Origin of the sequence: Nitratireductor kimnyeongensis (assembly GCF_019891395.1) — a bacterium.
Classification (GTDB): domain Bacteria; phylum Pseudomonadota; class Alphaproteobacteria; order Rhizobiales; family Rhizobiaceae; genus Nitratireductor; species Nitratireductor kimnyeongensis.
The window spans coordinates 221,757-234,690 of record NZ_CP078144.1 but is presented as its reverse complement, the minus strand read 5'-3'; the positions used below and the strand labels follow the sequence as shown (position 1 = coordinate 234,690).

Genomic DNA, 12,934 nt, shown 5'->3' with positions numbered 1-12,934 from the left:
CGACTATCTGAAGAGCATCTCCGGCAGCCATGTAACCACAGCCGGGAACGTAATGAGAAGCGCCAAAGCCACAAGTTGTATGACCACGAAGGGAATCACCGAACGGTAGATTTCCAATGTCGTGATGCTACGGGGCGCAACCGAGCGATAATAGAACAGCGCGAAGCCGAAAGGCGGGGTCAGAAACGAGGTCTGCAGGTTCATCGCCAGCAGCACTGCGAACCAGACGGGAGAGAAGTCAGTTGCCAAGATAGGCGCGCCGAGAAGCGGCACGACAATGTAGATAATCTCCACCGCTTCGAGGATGAAACCGAGGAAGAAGACGACCACCATGACGAGCGCGAGGGCTCCCCATTTGCCGCCCGGCACCTGCTCCAGAAAGCCGGCCACCAATTCGTCGCCACCGAAACCGCGAAACACCAGCGACAGCATGGATGCGGCAATGATGATGCCAAACACCATGCCGGAAATGCGCAGCGTGTCGATGACGGCGGGAACCAGAATATCCGTGCGCAGGAGGCGCCAGCCAGCGAAAACGACACCGGCAGCGATCAGTGCGGCAGCAAGGAGCGCAGTGAACCCAGCGGGAGTGCCAAGCCCGGAGGGCGGCACAAGGCCAAGTGCACGCAGGAGCACCAGAATACCGCCCGCGACAACAGCGGAGAGGATGACACCCCGTCCCGCACGGCCAACGCGACCGCGCGTATAACCGGCGAGCAGGATCGTGCCAACGGCCCCGAGGCCCGCCGCTTCCGTGGTGGTGGCAACACCGCCAAGAATGGACCCCAGAACCGCCAGAATGAGCAGAAGCGGTGGCAGGAAGACGCCAAGGATGCGGCTCAGCGGAACCCGCGCGCGGCGGGTCTCCTTGGCAGTTTTGTGCCCACCGCGCAATGTGAAGAGGATGTAGAGACCATAGAGGCCAACCAGCATTAATCCCGGCAGGATGGCCCCGGCGAAGAGATCGCCCACGGACACGGCGTCGGGCGCAAAATTGCCGGCCTTCTGTTGAGCTTCCAGATAGGTGTTGCCGATCTGGTCCCCCAGAAGCACGAGCAGGATGGAAGGCGGGATGATCTGACCCAGCGTGCCGCTGGCGCAGATGATGCCGCTCGACACGCGCGGCGAAACCCCCGCCTGCAGCATGGCGGGAAGGCTGACGAGGCCCAGCATGACGACCGTCGCGCCGACAATGCCGGTGGACGCCGCTATGAGCGCGCTAAAGAGCAACACGGAAAGGGCAAGGCCGCGGGGCGATGCGCCAAGCATCTCGCGCAGCACTTCCAGCATGCGCTCGGCAAGCTGCGATCGCTCCAACACCACGCCCATGAGGATGAAAAGCGGCACCGCCATCAGAAGCGTGTTGCTCATCACGCCCCAGACGCGGCTTGGAAAGAAATCCAGAAAGGACAGATCGAACGCGCCGAAGAGGCTGGCAATGACCGCGACGACAAAGGGCACACCGGCAATGGCGAGCATGGCCGGAATGCCACTCAGAATGCCGGCGAACAGCCCGACCAGCATCAGGCACAGAAACAGCTCGGAAAGGGTCATAGGGCCGGCTCGTCTTCGGCGGTGCGTTGTGCGTCCGGCGCGAGCACCATGGCGATACCCTGCAGGATCATCATTGCAGCCCCGAGCGGCAGGGCCGTCTTGACGATGAACAGGCCTGGAAGCCCACCCGTTTCAACGGAAGCCTCGCGGATGGACCAGGAATAGGCGAGATCCGCCCAGTCGGCCCAGATGATCAAACTGAACACCGGCACGAGAAACAGAAAGACCGCCACGGCATCCGCGATGCGCGTGTAAACGGGCGGAAGGTTCTCCGACAGGATCTCAACACGCACATGCCCGCCTCTGCGCAGGCACACCGGCACGGAGAATATGAGGAGCACGGCAAATGTGTAGGAGGCGAAATCCTGCAGCTCGATGAACCCGACCCCAAAGCCATAGCGCATCACGACGATGGCAAGCACGCTGGCCGTCAGCGCCAGGCAGGCAAGAACACAGAGCGCCGTTGCCAGACGATCCAGCCCCGCGCAAAACCTCATATACAGATGCAAACCCGGCTCCCATACGAATTCGGGCGCGAAGCTATCCCATGCGAGGAGGAAAGGAAACGGCTATTTGGCCATGATCGGCGCACAACGAATTTGCTCGCCGGAAAAACCCGGCGAGCGCATCATCTGTCAGTGAATTGAAGCCTGTTTAGCCGGCCTTGATCGTCGCGGCCAGACGCGCCGAGGCCTTGTTGAGAGCGGAAAGCTTGTCAGCCTCGGATCCGTCCTTATAGGCCGCATCGAGCGTGTTGACGATCTCGGTGAAGAGCTCCAGCTCCTCATCCGCCGCCGTCATGGTGAGCGGCTGGTCGTCATAGGCTTCCACGAAACGCTGCGCGGCATAGGCGATGAGCAGAAGGGCAGCGGCGTTTTCCGGCTCGCTGGTGATGCGGGCATGGGCCTTGACCGCGCAGCCTTCATAGGCGCGAACGCTTCCGCCCTGCTCGTTCAGATCCTTCAAAAACGTATCAAACATGATCCAGGTCCTTTGGGATTTACTGCGGCAGTTCTGAAATGCCGCCATGGTTCGCCGACCATTCGGTAGGCGCATTCAGGAATTTTTCGACCTCAACGATCGTTTCCGGCGAAAAGCGATTTTCTTCCTTGCAGACGGCGAGCACATCCCACCAGGTGGCCAGATGATGAAGCCGCATGCCGGCGGCTTCAAGCCGCTTCGGCGTGTCGGGGAAGATGTCGTAGTAAAAGACGGCGAACGTGTCGGTAACCTGCGCACCGGTTCGGGCCACGGCCTCGGCAAACTTGATCTTGCTGCCGCCATCGGTGGTCAGATCCTCGACCAGAAGCACGCGCGCGCCTTCGCTCAGCGCGCCCTCGATCTGCGCGTCGCGGCCAAAGCCTTTCGGCTTTTTGCGCACATATTGCATCGGCAGTCCCATGCGTTCGGCCAGCCAGGCCGCGAAGGGGATGCCCGCCGTCTCGCCGCCCGCCACCGCGTCGAACTGCTCGAAACCGACGTTGCGGAAGATGACCGAGGCCGCGAAATCCATGATCGCGGCGCGAACGCGCGGGTAGGAGATCAGCTTGCGGCAGTCGATATAGACCGGACTTGCAAGACCAGACGTGAACGTGAACGGCTGCTCAGCGCGAAAATGCACCGCCTCGATCTCCAGAAGCATGCGGGCGACCATCTGCGAAATGGCAGTGCGGTCGGGAAAGGTGTTGGAGAACATGTCGTGGTCCTGTTCGTTGATCGGGCCTTTTCGCTAACAGCAATCTCCCGCGTGAGCCAGCCCGGCAATGAGGAGATTCGTTTCCTGTAGAAAACGCACCGTCACTCCGCCCCCGCAAGGAAAGCAGAGAGGATATCCACGCCGGCAAGGAAATCGTCGATCTCCATCGCTTCCTGCGGGTTGTGCGAGCCATTGCGGTTGCGCACGAACACCATGGCAGCAGGAACGCCGGCGCCAGCGAACACGGCAGCATCATGCCCGCCGCCGCTCGGCATCACGAATGGCTCCTGTCCCACCTTGCGCATCGCCTCCTCAAGGCCCGCCACCAGCCCTTTGTCGCAAAGCGCCGGTTCCACGCGCAGCTCCTCGCCCAGATCGAATCGCACCCGACGGTCACGTTCGATCTCCTTGATCTCGCTTTTCAGAAGCGCGCGCATGTCATCCAGTGTTTCCGGCTTCTGGCTGCGCATGTCGAGGCTGAACGACACACGGTCTGGAATGCGCGACATGGCGTGTTTTTCCGGATCTGTCGCCACGATGCCGCTTGTGAGCACCAGATCGTCGCCCTTGTTCAGGATCGTCGTCCAGCTTTCATCGAGCCGCACCAGAAGATCGGCCATGGCGAGAACCGGGTCGCGCCTGTAGGCCTTCGGCACTGCGCCGGAGTGCCCTGCCTCGCCGTGGCAGGTGATCGCGCGGTAGCGGATATTGCCGCGAATGCCCGAAACGGTGGCTGCCGGAATGTTCTTGCCGATCAGCAGCGGGCCCTGCTCGATGTGAAGCTCGAGATAGGCTTCCATGCGGCTCACATCCATCAGCGGCTTTTGCGCCCGGATATCTTCGACCGGCAGGCCGATATCGGCCATATGCTCTTCCAGCGTGCGGCCATCGCCCTTGTGGGTTTCTTCAAGTTCGCGCTTTGCAAGCGTGCCCGTGAGCACCTTCGAGCCGATGTAGCACGGGCCGAACCAGGCGCTTTCCTCACCCCGCATGGCGAGCACATGCACCGGTTTTGCAAAACGGCGTCCCTCGCGCCGGGCGCGGATCAGGCAGATGAGCCCCGCCACAACGCCGGCCAGCCCGTCGAAATTGCCGCCGAAAGGCACGCTGTCCACATGGGAGCCAACAACGACGACACGCTCCGCATCGCGATCCTCCGGCAGCGAGAAAAGCGCGTTGCAGCCTGCATCATACCAGACCGCCAGCCCCTCGACCTTCGCAACATCCTCGAGATATTTCAGCGTCTGCGTCTCGATCGCGGAAAAGGCCGGACGGCTGACGCCTTCCACATCGGGCGACAGGCGCGCCACATCATCAAAAAGGCGCGCGGCCAGCGCGTGATCCTGTGCCCGGACATCGGCGAAAGGAGCAGGTTGGGCGTTCATGGCGCGGCTTCCATGAAGACGACAGACTCATCCTGCTCGCCATCGATGACGGAGCCGATAAGGTCTTTCACGGAGGAAAGCCCCTGGTTTGAAAGCCAGTCTTCCAGGCCATCGATCAGCGACAACATGATCGTCGGATGAATGAAGGTGGCAGTGCCCACCTGAACAGCGCTTGCCCCGGCGATCAGATATTCGATCACGTCTTCCACCGTGGAAATGCCGCCGCAACCGATGACCGGAATTTTGGTCGCACGGGCGCACTGGTAGGCCATGCGCAGTGCGATGGGCTTCAGGCTGGGGCCGGACAGGCCACCCATCAGATTACCCAGCTTGGGCCGGCGCGTGTTGATGTCGATGGCCATCGACAGAATCGTGTTGGCCACCACCAACGCATCGGCGCCGCCTTCTTCTGCAGCGCGCGCCACCTCGGACGTTTCGCCCGTATTGGGGGTGAGCTTGGCCCAGAGCGGCAGATCGGTCGCCGCCCGCAGCTTGCGCATCACGTCATGGGTGGAGGATGGGCGGATGGCAAAGGCCTTACCGTCTTCCTCGATGTTCGGGCACGAAATGTTGACCTCGATGGCCGCAACGCCGGGGACGCTGACTTCGGAACACAGCGTTGCGAATTCATCGGCCGTGTTTCCCGAAATGGAGACCACCAGCGGCGTCTCGTAATGGGCGTAAAACGGCACGACCTTCTCGATGAAGGCGCCCACACCCTTGCTCGGAATGCCAATGGAATTCAGCATTGAACCATTCACCTCGCACACGCGCGGCGTCGGATTTCCATCGCGCCAGCCACGAGTGATGGTCTTGGTCACATGCGCGCCAAGCCGGTCGAGATCGAACACCTCCGCGAGATCCTCGGAGAAGGTGCCGGATGCCGGCATGATCGGGTTCTTGAGCTTGAGCCCGGAAATATCGACCGAAAGGTCTACCATGCGATCGCCTCCATCATGTCGAAGACGGGGCCTTCGCGGCATACTCTCAGATGCACCTGCCGGTTGCCGCGAGTGAACGGGCGTACGCAGCAATGGCACATGCCGATGCCGCAGGCCATCTGCTGCTCCAGTGCGATCTGGCCGGGAATACCGTGCCGTTCGCCGATGGTCTGCAACAGTCGCAGCATGCGGTTGGAGCCGCATGTGTAGAACGCGTCGGCACGGCCGGCCGCGATTAGCCCCTCGATGACCTTTTCCAGATTGTCGAGATCCGACGTGCCTTCCGCGTCGGTCAGCGTGATGACATCCGCACCGAGCGACTCGAAATAATCCGTCGACATCAGATAGTCGGGATGGCGCGCGCTGCAGATCGCGGTGAGCCTGCGGCCAAGACGGTTGGCCTCCAGCGCCAGCGGGGCAAGCGTGGCAAGCCCGACGCCGCGCGCCACCAGCACAAGATCCTGCCAGTCATCGGCAATGGTGAACGGCTCACCGAGCGGGCCCAGAACATTCAGCCTGTCGCCGAGCGACAGCGTGGCCAGGGCACGAGTGCCCGCCCCCGTAACCTTGTAGAGGAAATGCAGCTCCCCCTTTTCGGGATAGAAGCCATAAATGCTCATGGGCCTGCGCAGATAGGGCGTTTCGCCCCCCGCCTGCGGGCAAAGCAGATGAAAGAACTGCCCGGCCCGGCAGCGCTTCAGGATATCGTGCGGCGCTGCAAGAACCAGAAGGCGGTATTCGCCATTGACCGGCTCGTTGCTCTTGACCGAGAGCGGCAGCTCGAAAGCCTTGATTGACGGCACGTCGTCCATCGTTTCAATCCTTTCTGGCATTTCCGTCAGCCGAACACGAGGTTGGGCAGGAAGGTGGAAATGTCGGGCACATAGGTGATGATCGCCAGCACGATGAGGTTCGCGATGATAAAGGGCCACAGGCCCGAAATGATCGTGAGAACCGGCTTGGAGAGCGTCGAGGACGCCACGAAGATATCGAGGCCGAAGGGCGGCGTGATCATGCCGATCGAAATGTTCAGCGTGACGATCATGCCGAAATGAACCGGATCGATACCGAGCGCCGTCGCCACTGGATAGAGCGGCGGAACGAGAATCAAGAGCGCCGAATTCGGATCGATGAACATGCCTGCGATCAGGAAGCTGATGTTCACGATCAGGAGGAACATGATCGGTCCGGCGTGGATGGCGTCGAGGAACGCGGTGATCGCCGATGGCACCTGCGCCAGCGTGATGAAATAGGAAAGCAGCCCGCCCATCGCCAGCAGGATGAAGATGATGGCGGTGGAGATGGCCGCACGTTCCGTGACGGCAAAAAGCTTGCGCAAGGTCAGCTCGCGGAAGATCACGCCTTCCACGAAAATGGCGTAGACAACGCTTGCGGCCGCCGCCTCGGTGGGCGTGAAATAGCCGCTGTAGATGCCGCCCAGAATGATGACCGGCATGCCCAGCGCCCAGCCCGCCTCCCGGATTGCGACAAGGCGCTCGCGCCAGCTCGTGCGCGGCCCGCGCTCGACGCCTGAGCGGCGCGCCTCAAGCGCTGCCATGATGGCAAAAGCAAGGCCCAGCACCAGGCCCACGGCGAGGCCCCCGACAAACAGCTTGGCAACCGAGGTGCCGGTCATCCAGCCATAGATAATGAAGGTGATCGACGGCGGAATGAGCAGCGCTGTCTCGGCGCTTGAAACGATGAGACCGAGCGAGAATTTGTCGCTGAAACCGGCCTTGCGCATCTCCGGATAGACCATGCGCGCCATTGCCGCGACAGTGGCCGGGGCGGAGCCGGAAACCGAACCGAACGCCATGGAGCCGCCGATCGTGGTGTAGCCCATGCCGCCGCGCAGATGACCGACCAACACCTTGACGAGGCCGGTGAGGCGTCGGGCGATCTGCCCCTCGCCCATCAGCTCGGCCGCCAGGATGAAGAAGGGAATGGCCAGAAGCGTGGTGTGGTTGATGCCGCCCAGAATCTTTTGCACGACCACCGGGTCTGGCAGGTTTCCGTAGAAAAATTCCTTGATCATGAGCGCCGGCACGCCCAGCACGAGAAACATCTCGAAACCAAGGACCAGAAGCAGGACCGCGACAATAATAACGAGTGCAAAAAGGATCATTATTCCTCCGACGCCTGTCCGGCAAAACGATCGATGCGGCCGAAGAAGCTGAGGGCAAAACGCAGCGCCATGAGTGCAAAACCGATGGTGGGCGCGAGATAGATCCAGAAGACCGGAATGTTCAGCGTCGGGCTCTTCTGGCCCATGCCGTAGACGAAAGCGGTCATCTGATAGCCAAGCCAGACAAGATAGATGCAGAACACGAAGCCGACCGCGTCGATGATCTTTCGGAGCGGCAGCCCGGTCGCCCGCGCAATGCGGTCGCGCCAGGTGTGAACACCGGCATGACGCCCCTTCTCAAGGGCAAGACCGACCGTCAGGAAAACGAGGAAGAGGCTCATCAGCCGCACGGCTTCCTCGACCCAGGCAAACTCGGAGGCAAACGTGCCGCCGACCTGCCGGGCGAGCACGTTCGCAGAATAGAGCGCGACCATGGTCAGAAAGATGGAGACCGCCGCTACGCGCTCCGCGGTCCTGATGATGGCAAGTGCTTTCAAAGTCTCGATCCTTGAATAAGAAACCGCTGCCCTGGAAAAAAGAAGCCGCTGCCGGGCTCACGATGAAGCCCGGCATGTGAACGTCAATGCTCTGGTACAGGTTTGAGGCGGCGCTTACTCTGCGCCCGCAGCCTCATATTCCTTTTCGTATACGGCGATCAGGTTCTCGCCCTCATCGCCGGCGCGCTCGATAAAAGCAGCGCGTGCAGCCGGATACATCTTGTCACGGAAAGCGGCTTTCTCTTCATCGCTCATCTCGCGGATGTCGATACCGGATGCCTTGATCTCCTCAAGCGCCGCAGCGACAGCCTCGGCCTTGTGGTTGATCAGTTCGGGAATGACCTCATTGAAGGTATCCACAATGGTCTTCTGATGCTCTTCGGGAAGGCTTGCCCACCAGGCCGGGTTGAAGAGGATCACGTCTTCCATCGCGCCATGGTCAGAGAGCACGAGGTGCTTCTGCACTTCGTAGAATTTCATGCGCTGGATGGTGTCGAGCGGGTTCTCCTCACCATCGACAACGCCCGTCTGCAGGGCGGTGTAGAGCTCGCCAAAGGGAAGCGCGATGGCCGAAGCGCCAAGCGAGTTAAACTGCTCGATCAGGATGTTGGAATCCATCACGCGGAATTTCTGTCCGGCGAAATCCTCAAGGCTTGCGAGCGGCTTGGAGGAGGTGAAACTCTTCTTGCCGTTGGGCCAAAGGCCGATGCAGGTCACGCCGCGCGAATTGAAGCTATCGCAAAGCGCCTCACCGAACGCACCGCCGCGGATCTTCTGGGCGGTTTCATCATTGTCGGGAAGCAGGAACGGGATATCCAAGATGGAGACGGCGGGGTTGAAACCGCCAAGGAAGGCAGCCGGAGCCACTGTCGCCTCAAGGGTTCCAAGCTGGACACCCTCGGTCATTTCGCGCTGCTGACCGAGCTGGCCCTGCGGGAAGAGCTGGAACTCAACCGCACCGTCGGTCCGCTCATTGACCAGCTTGGCCACCTTCTCAAGATGAACATGGCGCGACTGCTGCGCCGATTCCAGATGGCCGATCTTGGCAACGAAATCCGCAGCGAAGACGCCTGTCGCGAATGCCGCGCCAGCCACGCCCATAACAGTCGTTGCAGCCAGTTTCGTAAAGAGATGTTTCATTGTTCCGCCTCTCCTTTGGTTTTTAAACAAGCAGATTACGAGCCCCCAAAATGCCTGTCAACGGAAATTCTCAAAAATGAGACGATTTGCTTTTTTGTCCAAATTGTGAGCTTTTGGTGGGAATTTGAGCAGCTGCGTTGACAAGCCGGCACAGCGCACCCGATAACGGAAGGCACGGGAACTTGCGAGAAAAAAGCGTGTCACAGGGCGACTTGATCAGATTCAGCGACATCGGTGCCCGGCTGCGCGCGTATCGTCTCGGCAAGGGGCTTGCTCCCGATGAACTGGCAGAAAAGCTCGGCATCTCGCGCGCCGCGCTTTATCGCGCGGAAAAAGGCGCAATTCGCAAGATCGAAATGCTCACCAGCATCGCCGATGTGCTGGGCGTTTCGCTGCCAAGCCTGATGGGCGTCGGCGTGGAGTATGTTTCAAGCGCCATCGCCTTTTTCGAGCGCATGCGGCAACTCGAAGACGACTGCCAGCAGGTGATCGGCCTGTTCAGCCCGGTTTCCTATCTCCTCACTTCCGATGCCTATGACAATGCTTTGCAAGAGGTGCTGCGCGAATCCGTTCCCGCGGAAGTCGATCCCGACGACAGCGCGGGAGAGCTGGTCGATGCGCTCATCGATATTTTGCGCGCACGCAAGAAAGCGTTTCGTCTGCGCCGGCCACTGATCGTGAGCCTGATCGCCTCGTCCGATCTCGAAGGATTTCTGCTACATGGGCTGATCGGTCGGCACGACCTGCCCCCGGATGTCGTCGATAAACGCCGCCTTCAGGCACGCCGCGAAGCCGAATACATTCTTTCCATGCTACGCGAACAGCCAATCGGCATCCAGATCGGCATTGTACGCGAGCCGGTGCCCGCAACCAGTTTTCAGATCTTCCGACAACAGGACAGGTCGGTTCTGGCCATCAGTCCCTTCCGGCTCGGCGAACAGCCGAACATTCGCGTAGGCGTGGCGCTCATCACCTCGGCGCCGGAAGCCATGACCCTGCATGAAGACATTGCCGAACGGCTCTGGGGAGATGCTCTGAAAGGCGAAGAAGCGGCGAGTTATCTCGAGACGATGATCGAAAAATACGCAATCGCTTCCGCGCCTCACCCACAGGCCGACGCCTCGGTCACCCCCCTGTAATATAGTCGCAACAAATCTGTCAGCCGTCCGACACAGGGCGATGATACCCGCTGTGTGGTGGCCACCCGGCCCGAAACCACACAAGACAGCGGGGCAATCATGCTGAAATTCATCGTCATGAGCGACATCCATCTTTCACCGGAGGGCTTCGCCACAAACGGGCTGGACACGACCAAGCGCCTGCAGGCGGCCATCGACAGCGCAAATATCAATCATGGTGATGCTGATTTCTGCATTTTCGCCGGCGACCTTGCCGACCGCGGTGAAATTCCGGCCTATGAAACTCTCGACCGCATGATCGACCAGCTCCGGATGCCGGTGGTACTCACGCTCGGCAATCACGATCACCGCGACCGGTTCAAGGACGTGTTCGGCACCCTGCACGACGATGAAAACGGCCACATCCAGAAGGCCATAGACGCAAAGGGATACCGCGTCATCGTCATCGATTCGTCTGAGCCGGAGATCGTCAGCGGTGTGCTCTGTGACCAGCGGCTTTCATGGCTTGCGGCTCGCTTGGAAGAAGCGAAGGACCGGCCCGTCATCATCGTTATGCACCACCACGCTAACGATCTTTACATGCCCGTGGACCGGATCAAGCTTCAGGAATCGGAGCGATTCCTCGACGTACTGAAGACGCATCCCGACATTCGTCAGGTGATTGCCGGCCATGTGCACCGGCAGACGACGGGCCTGTGGCATGGCATCCCGCTGACCACGATTTCGGGCAACCATTATGACGTGAACGCCCATCTGCCGGGCATGCCTGGCGAGCCATTGCGTCTCGATGGCCCTGCCCAGTATGCCGTGGTTCTGGCAGACGAGAACAGCACGCTTGTCCACTTCCACGATTACATTCACCGCCACGCGGAAATGGCCGACGGCCTGTTCGGCAAACGGCGCAGGCACGCCGACGACGGTGCTGAGCGCGAAAAAGTGGCCGGCTAATCAGCCGCTTGCCAGCTGTCAAATAAGTTTCATTTCGCGGTCACCCGACTGTCAAGGCACACCGATAGGCCAAGGCGCGACCGGTGCTGGTGCCGGCGACCGCTTCTTCCATCCAAGGGAAACACAATGCAAAAGACACTTATTGCAGGCGCGTTCGCGCTGTTGGCACTGTCCACATCGGCCCAGGCCGAGAAGGTCAAGTTCGAATACTGGTACGGGCTTACCGGCCAGCTCGGTGAGCAGGTCCAGGCCACCTGCGACCGCTTCAACGCCTCGCAGGACACATACGAAATTTCCTGCGTCAGCCAGGGCGACTATGCCACGGCCCTGCAGAACACCATCGCCGCCTTCCGCGCTAAGAAGCACCCTACCATTGTTCAGGGCGTCGAGGTTTCGGCCCCGGACCTGATGCTTTCCGGTCAGGTTTATCCGGCTTACAAGCTTATGGAAGATCACGGCATCGACATCGACTGGGACTCCTATTTCCCGGGCATCGCCAACTACTACGCCGACTCTGAGGGCCGCCTGTGGTCCATGCCGTTCAACTCCTCCACGGCAATGATGTACTGGAACGTCGATGCGTACAAATCCATCGGCCGCGACGAAGCACCCAAGACCTGGGAACAGTATGAGCAGGTCCTGCGCGAGCTGAAGGAAGCCGGCAGCGCCTGCCCTGCCGGTTACGCTCCGTCCTCATGGGTCGACCTGGAGCAATTCTCCATGGTTCATGGCGAGCCGATCGCCACGAAAAACAATGGCTATGACGGTCTCGACGCCGAAGTGGTGTTCAACACCACGCTCCACGCCAAACACATGAAGGACATCAAGCGCTGGATCGATGAAGGCTTGCTGGTCATCAAGACCCGCGAAACCGGCCTCTCCACCCGCGACGCCTTTGCTGCCGGCGAGTGCGCGCATTACTTCGGCTCCATCGCGAGCCACCAGGCCGTCACCGAGCAGGTCGGCGAAGGGTTCCTCTGGGACGTGGCCATGCTGCCGGTCTATGAGGGCACGGAGCGCAAGAACTCGGTCGTGGGCGGCGCATCGCTCTGGACGCTTTCCGGCAAGACCGAAGAACAATATCGCGGCGCTGCCGAGTATTTCAAATTCCTCGCCAAGCCCGAATCCGCCGAGTTCTGGAGCACGGTGACAGGCTATATTCCGGTGACTGACGAAGGCTTCGACTATCTCGTCAAGAAAGGCTTTTACGACGAACGCCCCTACAAGGGTCGCGAGAAAGCCATTGAATCACTCACCTACACGCCGGTCACCCCACTGACCCGCGGCATCCGCCTCGGCAGCTTCGTGCAGATCCGCGCCGAGTGGACCTCGCAGATGCAAGCCGTGCTGAGTAGCCAGAAGACCCCGCAGGAGGCATTGGACGATGCCGTCGAGCGTTCCAACGCGATGCTGCGCAAATTCGAGCGCACCTACGCAGGCAAGACGCTTCCCTGACGTAGGGCAGATTCGGCGCGCCACGGCTGGTTAGCCGTGGCGCATCCATTTCAG

Annotated in this window: 13 protein-coding genes; 3 read left to right on the top strand and 10 right to left on the bottom strand. The window is 60.6% G+C overall.

The window, feature by feature from the left end:
• Positions 1-3: 3 nt before the first annotated feature.
• The 10 genes from KW403_RS19155 to KW403_RS19110 form a co-directional block, all read right to left on the bottom strand.
• Entirely contained in the window at positions 4-1,554 is a 1,551-nt protein-coding gene (locus KW403_RS19155; RefSeq protein WP_223022828.1) for a TRAP transporter large permease, read from the bottom strand.
• Positions 1,551-2,051: a TRAP transporter small permease subunit gene (locus KW403_RS19150; protein ID WP_223022827.1), complete on the bottom strand. Its 501-nt coding sequence runs from the start codon at positions 2,049-2,051 to the stop codon at positions 1,551-1,553. Before KW403_RS19150 ends, KW403_RS19155 begins: the two co-directional genes overlap by 4 nt.
• Positions 2,052-2,208: 157 nt before the next feature.
• A complete protein-coding gene (locus KW403_RS19145) occupies positions 2,209-2,535 on the bottom strand; it encodes a hypothetical protein (protein ID WP_223022826.1) in 327 nt (108 codons plus the stop codon).
• Positions 2,536-2,554: 19 nt separating this feature from the next.
• Positions 2,555-3,250 (bottom strand): orotate phosphoribosyltransferase, encoded by a 696-nt coding sequence (locus KW403_RS19140; RefSeq protein ID WP_223022825.1) that lies wholly within the window; start codon positions 3,248-3,250, stop codon positions 2,555-2,557.
• Between the two features lie 101 nt (positions 3,251-3,351).
• Positions 3,352-4,635 (bottom strand): Zn-dependent hydrolase, encoded by a 1,284-nt coding sequence (locus tag KW403_RS19135; RefSeq protein ID WP_223022824.1) that lies wholly within the window; start codon positions 4,633-4,635, stop codon positions 3,352-3,354.
• Positions 4,632-5,576 (bottom strand): dihydroorotate dehydrogenase, encoded by a 945-nt coding sequence (locus KW403_RS19130; RefSeq protein WP_223022823.1) that lies wholly within the window; start codon positions 5,574-5,576, stop codon positions 4,632-4,634. The genes KW403_RS19135 and KW403_RS19130 overlap by 4 nt, the downstream gene beginning before the upstream one ends.
• The gene (locus tag KW403_RS19125) at positions 5,570-6,388 is read right to left on the bottom strand and encodes a dihydroorotate dehydrogenase electron transfer subunit (RefSeq protein ID WP_223022822.1); all 819 of its coding nucleotides are present in this window, start codon (positions 6,386-6,388) and stop codon (positions 5,570-5,572) included. Before KW403_RS19125 ends, KW403_RS19130 begins: the two co-directional genes overlap by 7 nt.
• A gap of 26 nt (positions 6,389-6,414) precedes the next feature.
• A complete protein-coding gene (locus KW403_RS19120; RefSeq protein WP_223022821.1) occupies positions 6,415-7,701 on the bottom strand; it encodes a TRAP transporter large permease in 1,287 nt (428 codons plus the stop codon).
• Complete coding sequence (locus KW403_RS19115; RefSeq protein ID WP_223022820.1) at positions 7,701-8,198, bottom strand: TRAP transporter small permease; 498 nt, start codon at positions 8,196-8,198, stop codon at positions 7,701-7,703. The genes KW403_RS19120 and KW403_RS19115 overlap by 1 nt, the downstream gene beginning before the upstream one ends.
• A gap of 114 nt (positions 8,199-8,312) precedes the next feature.
• On the bottom strand, positions 8,313-9,338 hold the full coding sequence (locus tag KW403_RS19110; protein ID WP_223022819.1) for a TRAP transporter substrate-binding protein: 1,026 nt from the start codon (positions 9,336-9,338) through the stop codon (positions 8,313-8,315).
• A 212-nt stretch (positions 9,339-9,550) separates the two neighbouring features.
• Between KW403_RS19110 and KW403_RS19105 the strand changes: the two genes are divergently transcribed.
• From KW403_RS19105 to KW403_RS19095, 3 genes are all read left to right on the top strand, one after another.
• Positions 9,551-10,477 carry a helix-turn-helix domain-containing protein gene (locus KW403_RS19105; RefSeq protein WP_246638003.1) on the top strand — a complete coding sequence of 309 codons (927 nt, stop codon included), beginning with the start codon at positions 9,551-9,553 and terminating at the stop codon, positions 10,475-10,477.
• 99 nt (positions 10,478-10,576) lie between these two features.
• Positions 10,577-11,425, top strand: a complete 849-nt coding sequence (locus tag KW403_RS19100; protein ID WP_223022817.1) for a phosphodiesterase — start codon at positions 10,577-10,579, stop codon at positions 11,423-11,425.
• A gap of 126 nt (positions 11,426-11,551) precedes the next feature.
• A complete protein-coding gene (locus tag KW403_RS19095) occupies positions 11,552-12,880 on the top strand; it encodes an extracellular solute-binding protein (RefSeq protein WP_223022816.1) in 1,329 nt (442 codons plus the stop codon).
• Positions 12,881-12,934 lie beyond the last annotated feature (54 nt).